The 20,171-nt window shown below is 46.4% G+C and carries 15 protein-coding genes and 1 pseudogene; 2 read left to right on the top strand and 14 right to left on the bottom strand.

The genetic code is table 11. The annotated features are described in order from the left end of the window. Positions 1–2: 2 nt before the first annotated feature. The 4 genes from smc to rpmF form a co-directional block, all read right to left on the bottom strand. On the bottom strand, positions 3–3,554 hold the full coding sequence (gene smc, locus BN3910_RS02010) for a chromosome segregation protein SMC (protein ID WP_066923844.1): 3,552 nt from the start codon (positions 3,552–3,554) through the stop codon (positions 3–5). Positions 3,555–3,630: 76 nt separating this feature from the next. Further along, positions 3,631–4,335, bottom strand: coding sequence for a ribonuclease III (gene rnc / locus BN3910_RS02005; RefSeq protein WP_066923842.1), 705 nt, complete (start codon positions 4,333–4,335; stop codon positions 3,631–3,633). Then, positions 4,322–5,332, bottom strand: coding sequence for a phosphate acyltransferase PlsX (gene plsX, locus BN3910_RS02000; RefSeq protein WP_075968021.1), 1,011 nt, complete (start codon positions 5,330–5,332; stop codon positions 4,322–4,324). Before plsX ends, rnc begins: the two co-directional genes overlap by 14 nt. Positions 5,333–5,434: 102 nt before the next feature. Beyond that, the gene (rpmF, locus tag BN3910_RS01995; protein ID WP_066923837.1) at positions 5,435–5,617 is read right to left on the bottom strand and encodes a 50S ribosomal protein L32; all 183 of its coding nucleotides are present in this window, start codon (positions 5,615–5,617) and stop codon (positions 5,435–5,437) included. A gap of 199 nt (positions 5,618–5,816) precedes the next feature. On the opposite strand from rpmF, the pseudogene BN3910_RS07725 reads away from it, so the two are divergent. Continuing rightward, a pseudogene (locus BN3910_RS07725) lies at positions 5,817–6,766 on the top strand (DDE-type integrase/transposase/recombinase). Positions 6,767–6,910: 144 nt separating this feature from the next. On the opposite strand, the gene BN3910_RS01980 reads toward BN3910_RS07725, so the two are convergent. From BN3910_RS01980 to BN3910_RS01965, 4 genes are read right to left on the bottom strand one after another with little or no spacing between them, the layout of a single operon-like run. After that, a complete protein-coding gene (locus BN3910_RS01980; protein ID WP_066923833.1) occupies positions 6,911–8,503 on the bottom strand; it encodes an ABC transporter transmembrane domain-containing protein in 1,593 nt (530 codons plus the stop codon). 44 nt (positions 8,504–8,547) lie between these two features. Further along, positions 8,548–9,762: a radical SAM protein gene (locus tag BN3910_RS01975; protein WP_066923831.1), complete on the bottom strand. Its 1,215-nt coding sequence runs from the start codon at positions 9,760–9,762 to the stop codon at positions 8,548–8,550. Further along, a complete protein-coding gene (locus BN3910_RS01970; RefSeq protein ID WP_066923829.1) occupies positions 9,755–10,003 on the bottom strand; it encodes a hypothetical protein in 249 nt (82 codons plus the stop codon). The genes BN3910_RS01975 and BN3910_RS01970 overlap by 8 nt, the downstream gene beginning before the upstream one ends. Next, positions 9,972–11,294, bottom strand: a complete 1,323-nt coding sequence (locus BN3910_RS01965) for a radical SAM protein (RefSeq protein WP_066923827.1) — start codon at positions 11,292–11,294, stop codon at positions 9,972–9,974. Before BN3910_RS01965 ends, BN3910_RS01970 begins: the two co-directional genes overlap by 32 nt. Before the next feature lie 834 nt (positions 11,295–12,128). Between BN3910_RS01965 and BN3910_RS01955 the strand changes: the two genes are divergently transcribed. Then, positions 12,129–13,283, top strand: a complete 1,155-nt coding sequence (locus tag BN3910_RS01955; protein WP_066923824.1) for a nucleotidyltransferase family protein — start codon at positions 12,129–12,131, stop codon at positions 13,281–13,283. Here BN3910_RS01955 and BN3910_RS01950 read toward each other — a convergent pair. The 6 genes from BN3910_RS01950 to BN3910_RS01925 all read right to left on the bottom strand — a co-directional run bounded on the left by BN3910_RS01950 (position 13,231) and on the right by BN3910_RS01925 (position 20,161). Continuing rightward, complete coding sequence (locus BN3910_RS01950; protein WP_066923822.1) at positions 13,231–14,760, bottom strand: Mur ligase family protein; 1,530 nt, start codon at positions 14,758–14,760, stop codon at positions 13,231–13,233. The two genes, BN3910_RS01955 and BN3910_RS01950, sit on opposite strands and share 53 nt — an antisense overlap. Positions 14,761–14,835: 75 nt before the next feature. Beyond that, positions 14,836–15,306 carry a hypothetical protein gene (locus BN3910_RS01945; RefSeq protein WP_066923820.1) on the bottom strand — a complete coding sequence of 157 codons (471 nt, stop codon included), beginning with the start codon at positions 15,304–15,306 and terminating at the stop codon, positions 14,836–14,838. Between the two features lie 23 nt (positions 15,307–15,329). Next, positions 15,330–15,803 carry a pantetheine-phosphate adenylyltransferase gene (coaD, locus tag BN3910_RS01940; protein WP_075967971.1) on the bottom strand — a complete coding sequence of 158 codons (474 nt, stop codon included), beginning with the start codon at positions 15,801–15,803 and terminating at the stop codon, positions 15,330–15,332. After that, positions 15,800–16,363: a 16S rRNA (guanine(966)-N(2))-methyltransferase RsmD gene (gene rsmD / locus BN3910_RS01935; RefSeq protein WP_066923816.1), complete on the bottom strand. Its 564-nt coding sequence runs from the start codon at positions 16,361–16,363 to the stop codon at positions 15,800–15,802. The genes coaD and rsmD overlap by 4 nt, the downstream gene beginning before the upstream one ends. Positions 16,364–16,475: 112 nt before the next feature. Next, positions 16,476–18,527, bottom strand: coding sequence for a DEAD/DEAH box helicase (locus BN3910_RS01930; RefSeq protein WP_066923814.1), 2,052 nt, complete (start codon positions 18,525–18,527; stop codon positions 16,476–16,478). Then, positions 18,524–20,161, bottom strand: a complete 1,638-nt coding sequence (locus BN3910_RS01925) for a DAK2 domain-containing protein (RefSeq protein ID WP_066923812.1) — start codon at positions 20,159–20,161, stop codon at positions 18,524–18,526. The genes BN3910_RS01930 and BN3910_RS01925 overlap by 4 nt, the downstream gene beginning before the upstream one ends. Positions 20,162–20,171: the final 10 nt, after the last annotated feature.

Genomic DNA, 20,171 nt, shown 5'->3' with positions numbered 1-20,171 from the left:
AGCTATTCGCTGTCCTGTCGTTCTTCCGCTTCCTCTTCAAAATCCGTAAAACGGAGAGAAACGATCCGGGAAAGTCCATCCTGCATGGTCACCCCATAGAGTGTTTCCGCCAACTGCATCGTCGACTTGCGATGCGTAATAACAATAAACTGCGTTTCGTGACAAATGCTTTGCAGATATTCGACATAACGTCCGATATTCGCCTCATCCAACGATGCATCGATTTCATCCAATATACAAAACGGCGTCGGATGAATGGAGAAAATAGCAAATAGCAGGGCGAGCGCCGTCATCGAACGTTCTCCGCCGGATAACAGATTTAGACTCTGCAGTTTCTTTCCCGGCGGCTGTGCTTCAATTTCCACGCCGCAAGTGAGCACATCATCCCCATCCAAACGAAGATGCGCTTGGCCACCATGAAAGAGCAGTTGAAAAATACGGTTGTATTCTTCGTTCATTCGTCGGAAGCTGTCTGTAAACAGGTTCTCCATGGTTTCATCCAGTTCGCGGATGAGTTCCAGGATATCTTTTCGCGATTTGCTCAAATCCGTCATCTGCTGCTTCAGAAAATCCAGTTCTTCCTTCATTTCCTGATATTGTTCAATGGATTCCACATTGAAATAGCCGATTTTGGAGAGCTTTTCCCGAATTTCGCGAACCTGCTGGCGAGATGTTTCCACCGGCACCAAATTTTTCAGGCGCTCTTGCACCATTTCTTCGCTGAGATCGTATTGAATACGATAATCCTCAAGCCATTGTTTACGCTGCGCTTCTTTTTGTTCTTTTTCCATCTCCAGACGGAAAAGCTGATTCTTCTCTTCCTGCAGACGATCGGAGGTCACTTGTCGCTGTTGCATGCGTTTTTCCGCCTGCTCATGCTGCAACTGATATTCTCTTTCCAGTGCTTCCCATTGCTGTTGATCGGCTTCACTCGCTTCCCTGTCGCGCTTTTGCTTCGCTTCGCCTTCTTCAATCTGCTTTCGGCTGCTTTCCAATATGCGTCGCGCTTCTTCTTTCTGTTCTTCTCGGATGGCATTTTCTTGGGCAAGCGCCTTGGCCTTTTCTCGGTTTTCTTTAATCCTTATCTGCAGTGCAGAAAGATCCTTTGTGAAGTAATCGCGTTGATTACGAAGTACCGCTTCCTCTTTTTCTTTTCCCTGGATTGACTTTCGCTCTTCTTCTTCTCGCTTCTGCAACGATTGAAGAAGCGACAGTGCTTTTTCTTCCTCTGCTTTCAGCGTAGTTTCTTCTTCGTCAAACTCTTCCGGAAGTGTAGTCGGGCTTTGCGCAAAGAGCCGCTTTGCCTCCTGCTGTTCACGTTGTTTCGCAGCAAGGCTCATGCGCAAGTCTTCCAGGGCATCGCGCAGAGTGCGCTCCTCTTCCTGTTCTTCCTGCAGACGATGAAGAAGAGCTTCTCGTTTTGCCATGGCCGCTTCCCGTTTCGACTGTGTCGTTTTCCAGGATTCTTCCACTTCCTGAAGACGTTTTTCCTCCTCCACAAGGCGTTCCTGCAGAGTGTGCAATTCTTTGTCGCGGTTGATCAATGACGCGGCATTGCGGTGATGCATAATGCCGCCCACCATAGATCCCCAAGTATTAACCACATCACCTTCCAATGAAATAACGCGATTTCGCTCCTTATCGCGATGGGAAACACGAATTGCATCGTCGATCGTCTCCACGAAAGTGGTTCGTCCCAAGAAATGGGAAACAATCTCTTCCAGACGTGCATCATAATGCACCGCCTGCGTTCCGTTACAAAGTGCCTCTTTTGCTTTGGAAATCACCGGATCGGATCCTTCAATACGATCCAGCGGAAGAAACGTCACGCGCCCGAGTTTACGCTCTTTTAGTAGCGCAATCAGGGCTTTGGCATCCTGTTCGCTTTCCACGACCACATTTTGTAACGCACCGCCGAGAGCCACCTCCACTGCGGTCTCATAGCCCTTTTCGACCTGAATGAGATCCGCTAAGGGGCCGATGAGATGTGCCTTTACGTTCTCTTCCCGATCAGCAATCTTCAGCAGATTCTGCACGGAGCGCTGATAACCTTCGTATTGTTGCATGAGCGCACGAAGCATTTTTTCTTGTGAAGCGATGCCTGCGCGTTCCGCTTCTCCCGTTCGCTTGCTTTCGGCAAGGCGGTCGGCATCGCTTAGCAGTTGCCTTACATCTTCTTCACAGGCGCTTAGGGTTTGTCGCGTCTCTGTTTGTGCCTGCAGTCGTTCCTGCAGAAGCGCTTCTTGTTCGCTTTTTTCTTTGGTTAACGTCGCCACTGCCGTATCCAGCGCTTCGGTAACGGCCGTTTGTTCCTTTTGCTTTTTCTGCAGCTCTTCTCGCGCTTTTTCCGCTTCTTCTCGCCGATAGCGTAAAACCGAAAGCGCTTCCTGCAGACGACGTACCTCTTCTTCCGCACGCAGACGCTCCTGCGACAGCTCATCACTCGTTGTTTTCCGATCGCCGGAAAGTGCATCGATAGCCTGTTCCACTTCGGCAAGCGCCTTTGTTAATCGCGCTTCTTCTTTTTCTTCATCCCGGATTTTTTCCTGCAACACCTGTGCATTGGCCGTTGCCGCATTTCCTTCACTATCCAGGCGTGCAAGATCCTGACGATAAAACTGGATTTTTTCCTGCGCAACACTTCTCCGGGTCTCTTCCTGCTGAATATCGCGTTCCCGTCGTTCTTTTTCCGCAAGCAGGGCACTGCGCTTGGTTTCCCACTCCTGAAGAAAAGCTTCATAGGGATGAAGCTGCTCGTCAAGTTGTTCATTTTGTTTTTGCAACGCATCGAGCTCATCGGTATGAAGGACGATGTCCGCATCGATCTGCGCAATGCGCACATCCGCCGCATCCTGCTGTGCTTTTAGCAGGGAAAGCTCATGCTGATCCAATTCCTGCATCAGACGTCGACCGGCTTTAGCATTTTCCGCCTGCCGTTTCATCAGACGTGCTTCCTGCTCTTTGATATGAATATCCTGATGCACGGTTTCAAGCTGCTGTTCCGTGCGATCCAAGCGTTGCTGCGATTCCGTTTTTTTGTATTTGTATCCGGCAATGCCGGCGGCTTCTTCGAAGACACTGCGCCGATCTTCGCTTCGTGTGCTGAGAATCTCGTCAATGCGCCCCTGGCCGATAATGGAATAGCCTTCTTTTCCCACGCCGGTGTTCAGAAACAGTTCGTGAACATCTTTGCGGCGCACCTGTTGAGAGTTGATAAAATACTGACCTTCGCCATTGCGATAGACTTTTCGGGCGACGCTGACTTCATCATACGGAAGAGGAATTTCGCCATCGGTGTTGTCAAAAACCAGCACCACCTGCGCCAGGTTCATGGGCGCTTTTTTATCCGTGCCGTTAAAAATGACATCTTCCATGCGACTTCCGCGAAGCGCCTTGGCGGATTGCTCACCCAGCACCCACCGTACCGCATCCGACAGATTGGATTTTCCGGATCCGTTCGGGCCGACAACGGCAACGAAATCATCATGAAATTGTAATGTCGTTTTTTCGGCAAAGGATTTGAATCCATAAAGTTCCAAACTTTTCAGTCGCACTGTGCCAACCTCGTCTTCATCGTTTCTCTCGTGTTTCTCTTATCGCGTGATCGTTCTGCATCACAATGTCGTTCCGTTAGGAACGGTTATTCTTGGTTAAACGTAAAAGTGCTTCATGTGCCGCTTGTGCCTCAGCACGCTTCTTGCTCTTTCCCGATCCTTCCGCAATGCGTTTTCCATCGATTTCCACCGCAACACGAAATGTGCGCTGATGTGAAGGGCCGCTTTCTTCCAGCAATACGTAGTTTTGGGAAAGGCCTTGACGTAAAACATAGCGATGAAGAGCCGATTTTGCATCCGTATCGACGCTGGACGCTTCCAGCTTTTCGTGCATAGCTTCCAACTTTCCGACAAACCACGGCGTTAAAAAATCCATTCCGCCATCAAGATAAATGGCGCCACAAAGGGCTTCAAATGCATCGGCCAGAAGCGACGGCTTTTGCCTGCCGCCCTGCATTTCCTCTCCGTGACCGAGCTGTAAGAGGGAGTCCAATCCAATCTCGCGACCAATTTTGGCAAAAGAGGCCTCACAGACCGCCAATGCCCGTTTACGCGAGAGTTCCCCCTCCGGATCATGAGGAAAACGACGGAAAAAATGATCCGTCGTAATGAGTTCCAACACAGCATCGCCCAAAAATTCCAGCCGCTCATTGCTTTCCAAGGTTTCGTCCGGCTGTTCATTGAGCAGAGAACGATGAATCATCGCCTTTCGCAATAAAGCGGGTTGCGTAAAGCGATATCCTAAGCGCTCCTGAAATTCTTCCCAATCAGCCTTCGGCATGGCTTTCCTCCTCAGCAGGATGACTTCCGCCAAACCGATGGGCTACATCCTCAATGACGCCGCTTTCTGCAAAGTCCAGTGCTTCCTCAATAGCGAGCGCAAAGGTTGATGCGTTTGAATTTCCATGCGCCTTATAAATCGGTTTGCGCGCGCCAAGCAGCGGTGCTCCGCCGTGCGCACGATAGTCCATGGAGCCGAATGCCTGTTTCAAGTCCTTTTTAATTAGCAGCGCGCCAAGTTTTGTTTTTGTATTGGTATAAAGCACATCTTTCAACGTCTGCAGGGCGAATTTTGCCATGCCTTCCATTGATTTTAAGGCGATATTGCCAGCAAATCCGTCCGCAACCAGCACATCACAATCCGCAAAAAGGATATCCCGCGCTTCCACATTACCTATAAATGTAAGCTCACTCTCCTCAAGCAGACGATGCGTTTCAATCGCGCGTTTATCGCCCTTTTCCGCCTCCTGCCCGACGTTAAGCAGTCCCACTTTGACCTCGCTTTTTCCGAGCGCCCGTTTCGCATAGGCCGCGCTGATCTCCGCAAACTGCAAGAGCATCGCCGGAGTCGTGTCCATGGTGGCGCCTGCATCGGCAAGCAAAATTCCACCGTTCATATGCGGAATCGTTGGCACCAGACACATCCGCTCCATGCCTTCAATACGCTTGGTTAAGAAATAGCCGCCGGCCAGAAGTGCCCCGGTACTGCCGGCGGAAAGTAACACATCGCCGTCAGCATTGAGACGAGAAAAGGCAAGCACCAAACTGGACTGTTTTTTCCGACGAATAGCAAAAACAGGGGATTCGTCATTGGAAATGAACGTGTTGGTGTCGACAATTTCCGCCTGTTTAAGCTCACCTATTGCCGGAGAGAGAACGGAAGACGGGCCGACAACTACGCATGAAAACGCACGTTTGCTTAGTGCCAACTTAATGGCCGAAGCCACCATTTTGGGGCCGGCATCCGCACCCAGCGCATCGATAATGATTTTTGTCATACACGCCTCCATTCCGAATAATCGAATATCTTCCCGCAATCGTTTTGCCGGATCAACACGCCAACAACAAAAAAAGGTGCGGAACATCTCCCGCACCTTCGGTTATTCACCGATTTGAATCACTTCTTTTCCGTCATAGTATCCGCAGTGCGGACAAATGTGATGCGGTAATTTTGCTTCGCCGCAATTCGGGCACTTTACCGTCGCATAAGTCGTTAAACGATAGGAAGAAGCTCTTCTTTTGTCTCTTCTTTGCTTTGACGTCTTTCTCTTTGGTACGGCCATGAAAACACCTCCTTCTTCCTAAATTAGATTAGATGAACACATGAATTATAAACGCGCAACAGAGGCTTGTCAAGATTTTTCCCCAAGCGATACCAGCATGATTGTAGAGATACAATTGATGTGAGACCAAAAAGAAAAAAACATAGAGAGAAGTCCTGTACAATGAAAGTGTCCACCAAACAAAGAAAGGATTCTCTCTATGTCAACCAGTATAGCAAAAACGCAGCGGTATCTGCCACATACTTTGGAAACAAGATTTCATGCCGTTAACACGTATCGCTTGGGATGGTCAGTGAGATTTGTTGTTCGCCGCTACAAGATCTCAAAGGCCTCCCTCATGCGCTGGAATCGTCGTTTTGACGGAACGATCGATTCCCTAAGAGACCGCTCGCATCGTCCAAAAACGCAGCATCCGAGTGCCCATACACCACAGGAAAAGACGTGGATAAAAAATCTCATTCGGCGAAATCCAACCATCTCCCTCATTGAACTGTACGCGAAACTCAAATTTCAACACGGCTATCAACGTCATCCCTGCTCCCTTTTTCGTTTTCTTTGAAAGCAAGGCTTCTACAAGGAAAAACCGGCAAAGAAGAAGGCCTACGTGCCAAAGCCTTACGATACACCAAAAAATCTGGGCATAAAATGGCAACTCGACGTGAAATATGTTCCCAAAGCCTGCTATGTAGGGAGAATGCCTGACAAGTTCTATCAGTACACGGTCATTGACGAAGCCAGTAGGGAGCGATTTATCTACGCCTTCCGCGAGCAATCTTCCTACTCCAGTGTGGAATTTATCAAAATGGCCATCAAACATTTTGGCTATCAACCAAAAATCATACAGACAGATAATGGCTTTGAATTTACTCACTTCCAGAAAACACGCCGAACGCATCCATTTGACCTGTTTTGCCAAAAAAAGGGATTACGCACCAGCTCATTCACCCAAGGACGCCGAGACACAATGGTAAAGTAGAACGGAGTCATCGTAATGACAACGAACGCTTCTATTCGCGCTTGTCTTTCTACAGCTACGAGGATTTGCCGGTACAGATGAAGCGCTATTTAGATAAATCGAATCGGCTTCCTATGCAGACCTTGGGGTGGTTAACGCCCATGGAAAAACGCGCCCTATTGCTGGCGGGTTAACCCGCCAGCAATAGGGTAGCATACAAGAAATTCTCTCTCCTGTTTTTAGTCTCACATCATTTACAAATGTACACGTTTTGGGGCAGATTCCTTTTTTTGTAGATGTACAACGGATTATAGAACAGGAAGAAAAGATGCAACAAATCACAGCTCAATAAGAGCATCGTAAGCATCTTTTTCAATCCGATAGTGTTCAATAAAAATAACAATCTTATCCATAAATAATGGCTCAATTGCCCTCAGTATCTTTTGATAAGTTTGATGATCTAAAGAGCTAGAAAGCTCGTCAAAAATCAGAACATCACTGTCCTCTTTTGCAAGACAGATTGCCAAGAGAAGCCGTTTTCTCTCGCCACCAGATAGCTTATTACCATTATCGCCAATAGTGTCCTGAATTCGGTTGCACACCTCGGTTAGGCTACAAATTTCCTTCAGATGCGCAAGTTGGGTCTCTGCCATCTTTGGATTTGCAAAACGAATATTTTCGTCAATCGTTGCGTTGAACAGGAAGCCATCCTGCGCCAAAAAAGAAACACGAGTGGGAATACAACCTCTTACTTCCCGTTTGTTTGGTGAAACATAGATGATACTCCCTATCTGCGGTGACAAGTAACCAGCAAGAAGATTAACCAATGTACTCTTTCCGCTTCCCGTTTCGCCAACAATGCAATACGTTTTTCCACGAATAAATTCATAGTTGAAATCCGATAGGATCCATTTTCCTTCGTAACCAAAGGTGATGTGTTCTGCCCGAATTGCACAAATGCTCGTACTCTCTCTGTTTCGTTCATATCCTTTTAAGTTCAATATCTTTTGGATGCGTTGATTAGATATGTTTAATTTGACCATCATCTGTTGCGTTTCTATCAATTGTAACAGCGGATCGACCAACATGTGATTATACATTACCAGTGCTAATAACCCACCAAACGTAATATAACCATAGAGAACAAAAATCGCAGACACTAACATAATAATTCCTATCGTAACCATATAAAGCGTACCAACGACAAAATTACCGAAGTTCTCAATCTTGCTCTGTTTGATGTTCACTAAGCAAAGGCGATTTGAGATAGATTTTATCTTTTGAAAGTAGCTCCCATTCCTATCAAAGAGTTTGATGTGCTTGATACCTCGAATACCTTCCCCGAATAGTTTCCAACTCTGCTCTGTAATCTCCCTTTGCATATCAAGATTCTTCTCCGTCATTTTTACCATTCGGTTGGAACAAAAGGATGATACAAGCCCCAAAGGAATTATAATAAGCGATAAATAGAGGCTGATCGTAGACATGAACCAAAAACCAATGAAGAAGTTGATAATCGAGACAACTCCCATTACAGTGGTAGAATAATAGTTTTCAGATATAAAATGTGTGTCCTCAATAATTTTACTGGACAACTGCCCAAAATCTTCTTTTTTATAGCTAATCTCATCCGCTTCCAGAATAGCACAGAAAATCTGTTGCCTCGTTTTCTCAGCATACTGGTTCTGATACTTATCACAAATATAGTTATAAAGTGCGTAAAAAAGCTGATTCAGCAGCTGCATCAACATATATAGGGTTCCATAGATGATAATGTGGAATATCGCATCATTCGTTGCGACAGAATCTATGGAGTCTATCAGCTTTTGAATAAAAAAGACGGGAATAAAAGCTGAAAAACTGTAAGCAAGAATAAAAATCAATAAAAACAAAAATCGCTTTGCGCCCATTGTTTTTAGTATAGTTTTCATAATCCTTCCTCCCGATAATAAGATGCCAAAGAATAAACTAAAGATCACTTTGAATACTTTTCACAAAGATAGAATTGACCACTTGCATATAATCCAGCCATGATCAGCTTATACTGCAATTTCTCTCGAGCCGAACATTGTTGATAAGTCTCCAATGGATTATAATTATTCACATTATGATCAGAGCAAAGACGATACCTCGCTCCTGTACCATGGTTCACAAAATAGCTAAAACCTTGGTGACTGAAAAATGCATAATCATTAGACTTCTTTACCAAACACTTAAGAAGAACTGAAAAACACTGTTCAGCTTGATGCAACACGAAATTGCAAATATGGAATTGTTCCATGTTACAGTTAATTTCACAGAGTATACAACGATCATTGAAAATACAATCCCTTGTGCAAAGCTTTCTATTCACATGTGGAAATACGGCGTTTCTTATTTGATACTTGTCCATAAAAAAAGAACTAGGGCTGCATAAATACAGTTTATTAGTAGCGGAGTAGTATAATTTACTCTCACTACAATCCCATTTTGGTATTACTACATCTGATAGATTTTCACCCAATAAAAATTGTAACCACCATAAACCAATCGGGGGCAAGTCTAGTTGAATCGCTTTCCCGACCATATTGGCGTTTTGAACAAGAATCTTCAATTTTTCAAATAGAAAATTACCATCCATATCCTTCCGAATGAAGTTCTTCTCCGCATTCCCTTTATAAAACAACGAGGAAATCAAAAGACAATCACAGTCTTCTACAAGAAAGGGCAGAAGTTCAATATGACATAAATTTTTTTGTGTCATTACGCAGGCAAGATTAAGCTCAATATTCGTAGCTTTGGTCTTAAACTTCCGAAGGTTAGACACCACCTTCGCAAACGTCCCTCTCCCACGTATAGCATCATTGTCCTCTTCATTCCCCCCATCTACACTCACGGTAATTTGATCGAGATTTGGATACATGCGCAGTTTATCAATCATTCCTTCATCTAGGTAAACACCATTGGTATTGATAGATACCAAAATCGCTTTTTTTAACGCATAATTTAATACCTCAAATAGATGTAAGGACATGAGAGGTTCGCCCCCCAACAAATGAAATCTATTAAACTCATAACCAGATATCTGCTTGCAAAAAGTTTCAAACGAAAATGCATCTTCCTGATTCGAGAAATAGCGACTATTATAACAATGACAACATCTAAGATTACACTGAGTTGAGAGATCTAAATAAAGCACTCTCTTATTCATAAAGCGTCTCCTCAAAAAAAGCCTGCATATTTTGAATATCACTTATCAGCATAGAATCGGAGCGAATATAGTATTCTTTATGAAACAAATCTACAATTTCATCAATAGGTTTCTCTCCGTTTAGAAGTATGAGAGAAGCCTGTTCGTTTAAAAGCATCTCTGTATCTGATTCCATATCGTAAATTATTATATTTTGAGGATTCTGATCATTAACAGCAAACTTCAGCTTTAGTTTTTTCATGATTAATCCTTTCGATCTTCAGCAGTCCTTTTTTTTCAAAAGAAATCACGCGATAAAGAAAATCCTTGTAATCAGTAAAATCAGAAGCGACACTAAAACTACTCAAAATAGAAGGTGCTTTTTCCACAGAGAATAAGCGGTCTACTATTTCATTATGAAAAACTTGCCTCAAAGTCCAAGCCTTAGAAATTTCAATGATTTGTTGATACTGTGGAATAATTGAAACACAATCTTCAAGTACTTCACCATTTTTATTTTGATAGGGACATGGTAGGCAATCCAATTCATATCGACAACCTCTACAAATAGTATTTAGTTGTTTCTGTCGTAATTTTTCAAACGATGCCAAAAAGTCAACATAAAGTGTACTCTGATAGATGTCACTAATGCGTATGTTATTTTGAACAGACGGAGCGTCCACCTCGTTGAACAGGCCGTTCCCCTGCTCCTTGAGTCCGTCAGCAAAATCTACAAAACCACAGGGTAGGATAGTTCCATCAGCCTTAATATAGATATATTCTTTCATGACCCCACAACCAGTTTGTCTTTCTGGGCAGACAGATATGTTCGGATATTTAATATTAAAATAGTCGGCTACTAATGGGCGTTCTTCGATAGAAAAGATTAATTTAGGATAAACTCTAGATGCATATCCAATAATATCGTCAAGAAAACCATGCGTTACTTTTGGGTTGTGCTTTCGAAAGATCTGATTTTTCGTTGCTGCTCCTGCATCCAATACAGGAAAAAAGGAAATAGCGTCTATGCCTTTGCTTTTACAGATATCTATAATCCCACACCCACCGCTTTTGATTATTTGCTCAAATAGGCAAAACGAAATACTTATCGTCATTTGTGCGTGATGGATTTCTCTCCACTCTTTCACGCGTTCAAGACTACGCATAACCTTATTAAATACACCTTTTCCTCGTATTTTGTCATCTTCTTTAACTGTTTGACCATTTAAACTGATAATCAAATTATCTACAAGATTTTCTTTGAAAATTGGCTCAAATCTATTTTCTCCTAAGAGAGTTCCATTAGTAGTCAGGCTATTCTGCATCTTTAAAACATGGGTTAGCCTCAAAAAATTTATAATCTCACTTCTCAGTAAAGGTTCTCCGCCAAGAAAATTGATTTCGTCACAACCTTGTTCAGCTAATTGATAAAAGAGCCTTGTAACTGTTTTTCGATCCATTTCCTTTATCGTTCTATTAAAGTACTTATCACTGTTATAACAATGCTTGCACCGCAAATTGCAATGAGAAGTAATATCAATTGTCGCTTTCATAACCACTTTTCCCCTTCAGAGAAGGCAGGGTTGAAAAATCAACCCTGCCTTCTTATAGCTATTTCTCGACAAAAGTATTTTTACACATGCCCATTCCAGATTTTGTGCAAACAATTGCCATGGTACAACGTCTAAATTCTACCTCTGGTGCCTGATATGTTTTTTTCATACTAAGAGTCTCCTTTCATTCAATACATTAAGTCGACAGCCCTTTCTATTATTATATCCTAGATTATCAGAATCAACAAGATTAGCTTTTAAAAACACCCTTTGAATCTGTAGAGATACAATTGATGTGAGACCAAGAAAAGAAAACATAAAGAGAATTCCTGTACAATGAAAGTGTCCACCAACAATGAAAGGAAGCGCTATTTAAATAAGTCAAATCGGTTGCCTATGCAGACCTTGAGATGGCTAACGCTCATGGAACATGGGTGCGCCGCAGGCAGATTACGGCGGCTTTTCACACTTTTGCGTTTTGCCGCCGTAAATATTCCGCCCACTTTACGGCGGCTTTCCGCTCTTTTTCGTTTTACAGCCGTAATGCAGCCTCTGGATTTACGGCTGCTTTCCGCATTTTCTTATTGTACAGCCGTAATTATCTCGCCATCAAAGGAGCATGTTTTTCGTCTCACATCATTTACAAATGTAAATTTCCCAAATTGCAAAGCTACCAGCTTGAAGAGCCAAAGCGACAGGACACCCTTTCGCCGCGCTTTTTCTACTCGTCAGAAGAAATGCGAAAAAGTCTCGCTTCGGTATAATAGGATACAGGTTCATCCTAAAAGATTTACAAAAAAGGAAACTGGCGATTTTCCGGAAAGGATATAAAGCGTGCGCACTTCCCCACACAACGCCTGCGGCATCATTTGCGAAGCCAATCCGCTGCATGCCGGCCATGTCCGACTGATTCAGCAGGCAAAAAAACAATATGGCACGGTTGTCGCCGCGATGTCGGGCGCATTCATGCAACGAGGAACGCCCGGATTTGTGGATAAATGGTCACGTGCACAATTTCTTCTTCGCCACGGCGTGGACCTCGTGATCGAGATTCCGCAAGCTTATGTGTTGCAAAGTGCGGATCTGTTTGCACGCGGCGGAGTAGAAGCTCTTTCCTGTATTCCCGCTGTGAGCGCGCTTGCATTCGGTGTTGAAGAACAGGCCAACACTTCCGTTCGTCCCTTGCACAGCGCGGAAGTTCAACAGGAGATTCGTCGTCTTCTCAAAAATGGATTCGCATATCGCCGCGCGGTGGAAACGGCATCCGACGGACTTTCCCTTCCCAATCAGATTTTAGCGGTCCAGTATGAAAAAGCCATGCGCGATTTGCATCTTTCCTGGCAAACACTTCGTCTTTCGCGACCTACGCTTGATGCGGAAAAATCTCCGTCCGCCACTACCCTACGCCAAGATCTGCAAGAGGCGATGGAGAAAATGAATAGCAACGCCTCGCCCGAACATCTGCTTACGATTTTACTAAAAGATCCCCGCTTTGCCGGCCTGGAAGAAAAGGAAGATCTCGTTCATTGTGCCCTCGGTGAATCTCTGGAGCCTTTTCTACCGCTTTGTCGCGCGGTGCTTGTCCTGGATAAACTTCCTCTCTCCCATTCTCCGCATTATGAAGAAGGCATGGATCGTCGTTTCATCAAGGCTCTGCAGGAAGCCTCAACGATGGAAGAAGCTTTCTCTCTGGCCTCAAACAAGAGGCAATCCATAGCGCGATATCGCCGTCTGGTTCTTACGGCTTTGTTAGACATTGAAAAAGCTTCGCTCATTCCCATCGACTACGTTCGTCCCTTGGCGTTCAATAAAATCGGTGCGTCTCTTCTTCGGAAGGTAACCCTTCCCGTCTATCAAAAAACGCCCGCATCGAAAGAGCGGACGTTTTCTTCCTTATTTTTGATTGACCAGAAGGCCCAGCGCCTATATGAATGGCTTAAAGGGCTGGAAAATTTGGATCTTCTGCAGACGTTTTATCATACGCGCTAAGAAGCGGTCGAACGAGCGAGAGGTCACCTTCAAAAGGATACGCCACACCTTCGATACGCATTTCGGGTTCATTTCCCTTGCCGAGAAGAAGCAGTACACATTTTCCACCTTCCCGAACGTGCTCGTTGGCATAGGTCATCGCCCTTGCGATGGCTTGGCCGCGATCATCCACCGTTTCCAACGGCGTATGGACAATCGCCTCCTGTATATCGTGATAAATAGCCGACAACGGTTCAAAATTCGGATCCTCCATGGTGAGCAGAATGCGATCGGCATAGCGGTCGGCAATACGCCCCAGGTCTTGACGGCGGTTAAGCCCCTTTCCTCCGGCAGACCCGAAAACGGCGATCACTTCATGCTTGGGATATTGCTTTTTCACCGCAGAAAAAATCGCTTCAAAACTGGCCCCGTTATGCGCCAGGTCAACAATAACCGTAATGCGCCCATCTGCTGAGCGAAGGACATCCATTCTGCCCGGCACATGTGTTCCGTCTAAGGCGGACGGAACTTCGGACAGATCCACGCCCGCTACCTGTGCCATGGCCGCCGCCACTAAGGCATTCTGCATGGCATACGGGCCGATCTCCGGAAGAGAAAGCATTACGCTCTTCCCGTTTGCATGGAGCGTAAATGCAATTCCTTCATTTTCGGGAAGAGCCGTTGCTGTCATATCCGCATGGTCTTGGTTCTTAATTCCCACATGGTATATTTTTCGGCATGAAGACGCTGCGCGTTCAATTTCATCCAGATGATCGCTTTCCAGGTTGATGAGCGCCTCATCCGCCTGCGAAAACAAAGAAAGCTTGGATTGAAAATAATCGGCAAAACTGGGATGCTCAATAGGGGAAACGTGATCCGGCGAGATGTTGAGGAACGCGGCAAGCGCAAAATGAAGGCCTGCTGTGCGCTCATATTTTAAGGCCTGAGAAGAAACCTCCATGACCACATCCTGAATACCGTTCGCTACACAGCGCGCCAACAGGGCGTACAGTTCAAAGGGCTCCGGTGTGGTCAACGTGCTGGGTTCTTCTTCTTTTCCGTCAAACATCGAGATGGAAGACAGAAAGCCGACAGGAGGAAGGTTTCGTTTTTCATAATACGCATTCAAAATTGTGCGCAGATACCATGCTGTAGAGGTCTTTCCCTTTGTTCCGGTAATGGCGAAGAGACGGAGGGAATCCTGCGGGTTGCCGTAGAAGAGACGCGCACAGGGATCAAGGACATGACGCATATTATCCACCAGAATGCGATCGGCATTTACGCGGAAATCCTCTTCCGCTACATAGGCGACTGCGCCGCGCTGCAATGCTTCTTCCAAATACGCCTTTTTAAAATTCTTTCCTTTGCAAAAAAAGAGTGTTCCCGCCGTTACCTTTTTAGAATCGTAAGCAATTGCCTGAATCGGTCTGTCTTGTTTTGCGCCGTCAAGCACATGCTGTCCCATAGCTTGCTGCAATGAAAATAAGGTAGCCGTCATTGTTCCTCCTCAACCGAAACCTCAAACAGAAAAAAGGACGGCACGCGCCGTCCTTTGTCCCCCTGTTTCTCCGGTTTACTTCAATTCGTCGCGATTATGCCCCAGCTCCGTAATGACGGAATTGAGATTGTCCTGGGTGTTGGCCAACAGTTCGTCCACATAGGCAAAAACACTTTGACGGATCTGCTGGGACTGCACCTTGGCCTGTTCCATAATCGCTTCTCCGCGTTTGGTCGCCTCTTGCGTAATACGATGTTCGTTGACAAGCTCATTAAAGCGTTTTTGCGTATCCTGATCCGACTCGGCCGCGCGCTGTTTCGCCTGATCAATGAGCTGCTGTGCCTGATCATTGGCTTCCTGCAAAATGCGATCCCGCTCTTCATTCACCCATTTTGCCTGACGAATTTCTTCCGGCAGACTGGCGCGAATCTCCTTAATGATCTCGAAAACCGTATCGGGATCAATGGCTACTTTTTTCGAAAGAGGGATGCTCGACGCATCATCCATCTCGTCTTCGAGCTCTTCAATCAATTGCAAAATATCCATGGCTTCCTCCTGACGAATACGCCTTACTGAAATTTTTCTCGCAGTCTACGCGCAACATTTTCGGTGACCATGCCTGAAACGTCTCCGCCATAGCTGGCAACCTCACGCGCAAAACTGGAACTGACGTAAGAGTAATTTTTGTCCGTAAAGAGGAAAATCTCTTCCATTTCCGGATATAACGAGTGATTCAGCAAGGACAATTGCCGCTCGTAAAGAAAATCCTCCGCGTTGCGAATCCCGCGAATAACAGCATTCGCCTTCTCTTCCCGGATAAAGTCCACTAAAAGTCCGGAAAACAATTTAACGGTTACATTGCTGTAATCATACATCAGTTCTTCAATCATTTCAATTTTTTCCTGTGGGGTGAACAGCGCCGGTTTCACCTGATTGATCAGCACACCCACGACAACCGTATCAAAGAGATTGGCCGCGCGATAGATGACGTTCAAATGTCCCTTGGTAACCGGATCAAAACTGCCCGGAAAAATGACCTTCATGATTCCTCCTTGAAGACGCGAATGCGCTTGCGTCCATATGTGCGGTCAAAAATCAGCTCAAAACCGCAATACGTGCTTGCTGACTCTTCCTCTCCTTTCGCGGGAGCAGCCGATTCCAGAATAACCAGTCCGTTCGGTTTCACGCGATGCAGACGACGAAGCATCGCCATGGCTTCCTTCTCCATATCATAACCGAAAGGCGGATCAAGATAAACATAATCAAAGGCACCTGTCCAGCCCGCAATAACCTCGCGATAATCCCGTACAAAGACAACGCTTTGCTCTTCTTGCCCCGTTTTTCGAATGTTTTCACGCAAAATCTTCGCCATGCTGCGCGATTTCTCACCGAAAACAACGTATCCGGCGCCGCGAGAAAGAAACTCGATCCCGATCTGTCCGGTTCCGGCAAAGAGATCCAATACATCCGCATCAGCCTTCAGCGGCTGCAGGACGTTAAACACCGCTTCTTTAATTTTGTCTTCGGTCGGTCGCGTTCGATCGCCTTTTCCCGGAGACAACAATTTCATGCCTCTGTTTTTTCCTGTGATCACATGTGGCATATCATGTTCCTATCCTGTTCGACTACACAGTTTCCTCTCCGTCAGAGCATCATGCTATCCTACAAGAGGCTTACAAAGATTAATCCATTGGGTGTTCTTTTCAAATGAAACGCTAATTGAGCGTAACCTCCCGAATACGGTTCATCCGCTCCCACAAACGCTCTTTTAACAACGTGGGCAAGGTATCCGGTGTATCCAGGGGAATCTTCTGTTCTTGAAGCCACCGACGACTCCAATCCAACGCTTCCTGCCAATCCTGCTGCTCCTCCTCGGAGAAGGAAAGGCCATGCTGTCGTGTACCCAGGCGATCGCCGCTTCCACGCAAACGCAAATCGGCACGCGCGATTTCCCAGCCGTCCGTGGTGTCTTCCAGAACTCGCAGGCGCTCCCGATTTGTCATGCTTGGTGAATGCAGCATCAAAATGCAATAGGCGTTTTCACTTCCTCTGCCCACGCGACCGCGCAACTGATGAAGTTGCGCTAAACCGAAGCGTTCCGCCTCGGCAATCATCATGACACTGGCATTGGCAACATCAATACCGACTTCAATTACGGTCGTCGCCAGAAGGAGATCGCTCTTTCCGCAATAAAAGCGATCCATAACCTCATTCTTTTTGTCCGTCGGTTGTCTTCCCGTGAGCGTGTCGATGATGATCGGTCTGCCCACCATGTTCTCTTCCTCTTTCATCGCCGAACGAAGACGTTTCTCCGTTTGTTCTATCGACCAATATTGCCCATCCTCTTCCCCGCTGTCAATGACGGGGCAAACAAGATAAGCCTGTCGCCCTTTCGCTATTTGACGGGCAATGGCGTGATAACAGGCTTTTTCTGATCGTCGATCTACAACACGGGTGGTTATTGTCCCTCTACCCGGCGGTTTTTCATTCAGACGCAAAAGCTCCAAATCTCCCCATTCAACCAAAGCCAGCGTACGCGGTATTGGTGTCGCACTGAGCACCAGGGTATTCGGTTCTTCCGATTTCTCCTGCAAAAGTGCTCTCTGGCGCACACCAAAGCGATGCTGTTCGTCCGTAATGACTAAGCCGAGATGGGAAAAGTGCACGCGATCCTGAAACAACGCGTGTGTGCCGAAAAAAATACCCGGTTCTTTCCCTTCCGCCGCACGAGCTATGCGATTGCGCTCTTCTTCCGATGTCGAACCCGTTAGAAGATAAACGGGATGCGTAAAAAAAGAACGCGCTTTATCGGCATGTTGGCGCGCCAACACTTCACTCGGCGCCATAAAGGCTACGCTATAGCCGTTTTCCAGAGCACAGACCGCCGCCAGAAACGCAACGATGGTCTTTCCGGAACCGACATCTCCCTGCAAAAGGACATTCATCGGCGAGGGAGCACATAGACGATCCTGTAAGCGCATCACAGCATTTTTTTGCGCAGCGGTGAGCATAAATGGAAGACGGGAAAGCGATTTGTCCAATGTACAGGGATGCATGACCACACTTTTTCGCTTGTACTTAGATTGCGTCCAATAATGGCGCAACAGCGTTGTTTCCAGCGCCTCTCTACGTTGCCACTCCTGAAGCGCCGCGTGTAAATCCTGTATTGACGAAGGAAAATGGAGCGCTTGCAGAAGGGCATATAATGGACGCCAGCCGGCCGCTTCCCGCCAAGCTGTCGGATAAGGATCCTCCACATTCGACAGCAAAGAAAAACCCTGTTTTACCGCATTACGCCGTGCATTTTGCGTCAGTCCCTCTGTTAACGGATACAGCGGGAAAAGTCCGAGAAAGCCCTCTTTTTCCGCTTCCTTTTCCACTTTTCCGATGACGGGATCAAACAGAACATGATCTTTTTCCCTATAGGTGCCGTAAAAATAAAAGGAATCCCCGACGCGAAGATTCCTTGCCACATAAGGTTGATTGTGCCACACGACATCCACGCTTTCAGAAGCATCCGCAATTGTTGCGCGAACGAGCGTGCGGCGACCGCCGAGGCGAATGGGGCGATAAAGACGCGTAAGACGAGCATGAACAACCTGCTTCCGATCCTCCGACAGAGCGGATATCGGGCAGGTGTTCTGTCGATCTTCGTATCGTACGGGAAGCGCAAACAACAGGTCTTCGACGGTAGTAATGTCCAAACGGGCAAAACATTCCGCTTTTTTTGGCCCAACGCCTTTTATAGCTGTAATCTGTTTACTCATTCCATAGAGAAAATATACGTATAGACCGGTTGATCGCCGTGAATAAATTCCACTTCACATTCCGGCCAGCGCGATGCAAGTTTTTCATTTAATTTCTGCGCTTTATCCGCATCCGCATCGTGTCCGACATAAACGGTAATGAGCGTGTGCTCCGGTTTTCGATAGGCTTCCACAAGGCGCTCAACCAATGTTTCGTCCTGATCATCGGTTAAGACAATTTCGCCGTTAATAAGGCCGATGCGATCGCCCGTTTTCATCGTTAATCCGTTGACTTCGGTATCGCGCACGGCATACGTCACCTGTCCGGTCGTAATATCCTGAAGACTTTGCGTCATCTGTTCGGCATTGCTCTGTGCATCGGCGGTATCGTCAAAATTAAAGAGAGCCATTACGCCTTCCGGCATGGTTCGTGTCGGAATAACTACGACCTTCTTTTCCGTCAGCTCATGTACCTGTTCAGCCGCCAAAATAATATTTTTATTGTTCGGCAAAATAAAGACGGTTTCCGCCGGAACCCGCTCAACGGCATCCAGCAAGTCTTTTGTGGAAGGATTCATGGTCTGTCCGCCGGAAACAACTTCATTCACCATCATGTCGCGGAATAATGAGCAGAACCCATCGCCCATGCAAACCGATACAAAGCCGTAACGCGATAATGCTTCACTCTTCGGTTCCGGTTTTGTCGGCAGGACAGTTGTTTCCTTTTCTTCACTTTGACGAAGCGTATGCTCTCGTGTGGAAAGCACATGAATTTCCGTTAGATCGCCTCGCTTATCCTGGCTCACGATGAGTTTAACGGGAGTGTCGGTATAGGCCTCGACAAAGAAGCCGTTCTTCGTCTCGTTTATCTTTTCCGCTACACCATAGTGTTCCAAATGACGAATCATGCGCTCTCGTTCGATGTTCTCGATCGTAAAAGAAACAAAGAAGGCTTTCTCGGTTTTTAACGCATGCTCGCGTCCCTGCACGCTCGCTTCCACCTGCGGAGAGTGTGTTTTGGACTGCTCCAAAAGTGCTTGCAGATTTTCACCCGAAAGGCATTCCACAAATCCGCAAAGGAGATAAACCAACCCCTGACCACCGGCGTCTACCACTCCGGCTTCTTTCAACTCGACAAGCATTTCCGGTGTCTGTTGCAGCACATGATTGGCATGGCGCAGAATGTCTTTCAAAAAAGCGACAATATCGCTGTATTCATGCTGATTTTCCAACGCAAATTCGCTCATTGCCCGCGCGATAGTAAGAATTGTACCTTCTGTAGGTTGCATGACCGCCTTGTAGGCTTTTGCACGCGCCGATTCCAACGCATCGGCAATGTCCGAAAGAAGAATGACCTCTTTTCCTTTCAGCGACTGTGCCAATCCGCGGCAAAGCTGGGACAGAATAACGCCGGAATTACCGCGTGCACCCATGAGTGAACCATTGCCGAGGGCTTTGGCCATTGCCTCGATGCTCTTGGGCGCTTTACTCACCGCATCCGCAGCCGATTTCATGGTCAGGCTCATATTCGTTCCGGTATCGCCGTCCGGTACGGGGAAAACATTGAGCGCATTCACTTCCTCTTTGTGCTCATCAAGAAGACGACAGGCTTGCAGTAAGCCGTCCCGAAAAGTTTTTGCATCAACTCGTTCCACATCATCCCCC

The sequence above is a fragment of the Murdochiella massiliensis genome (assembly GCF_900059565.1).
Taxonomy (GTDB): Bacteria; Bacillota; Clostridia; order Tissierellales; family Peptoniphilaceae; genus Murdochiella; species Murdochiella massiliensis.
The sequence above is the reverse complement of the archived record's forward strand: the minus strand, read 5'-3'. Positions and strand labels throughout refer to the sequence as shown.

What these genes read in the sequence shown, in the direction of transcription:
- rnc (WP_066923842.1), bottom strand. Translation starts at nt 4,335, where the DNA reads ATGCCGAAGGCTGATTGGGAAGAATTTCAGGAGCGCTTAGGATATCGC.
- plsX (WP_075968021.1), bottom strand. Translation starts at nt 5,332, where the DNA reads ATGACAAAAATCATTATCGATGCGCTGGGTGCGGATGCCGGCCCCAAA.
- rpmF (WP_066923837.1), bottom strand. Translation starts at nt 5,617, where the DNA reads ATGGCCGTACCAAAGAGAAAGACGTCAAAGCAAAGAAGAGACAAAAGA.
- BN3910_RS01980 (WP_066923833.1), bottom strand. Translation starts at nt 8,503, where the DNA reads ATGAAAACTATACTAAAAACAATGGGCGCAAAGCGATTTTTGTTTTTA.
- BN3910_RS01975 (WP_066923831.1), bottom strand. Translation starts at nt 9,762, where the DNA reads ATGAATAAGAGAGTGCTTTATTTAGATCTCTCAACTCAGTGTAATCTT.
- BN3910_RS01970 (WP_066923829.1), bottom strand. Translation starts at nt 10,003, where the DNA reads ATGAAAAAACTAAAGCTGAAGTTTGCTGTTAATGATCAGAATCCTCAA.
- BN3910_RS01965 (WP_066923827.1), bottom strand. Translation starts at nt 11,294, where the DNA reads ATGAAAGCGACAATTGATATTACTTCTCATTGCAATTTGCGGTGCAAG.
- BN3910_RS01950 (WP_066923822.1), bottom strand. Translation starts at nt 14,760, where the DNA reads ATGACGGCTACCTTATTTTCATTGCAGCAAGCTATGGGACAGCATGTG.
- BN3910_RS01945 (WP_066923820.1), bottom strand. Translation starts at nt 15,306, where the DNA reads ATGGATATTTTGCAATTGATTGAAGAGCTCGAAGACGAGATGGATGAT.
- coaD (WP_075967971.1), bottom strand. Translation starts at nt 15,803, where the DNA reads ATGAAGGTCATTTTTCCGGGCAGTTTTGATCCGGTTACCAAGGGACAT.
- rsmD (WP_066923816.1), bottom strand. Translation starts at nt 16,363, where the DNA reads ATGCCACATGTGATCACAGGAAAAAACAGAGGCATGAAATTGTTGTCT.
- BN3910_RS01930 (WP_066923814.1), bottom strand. Translation starts at nt 18,527, where the DNA reads ATGAGTAAACAGATTACAGCTATAAAAGGCGTTGGGCCAAAAAAAGCG.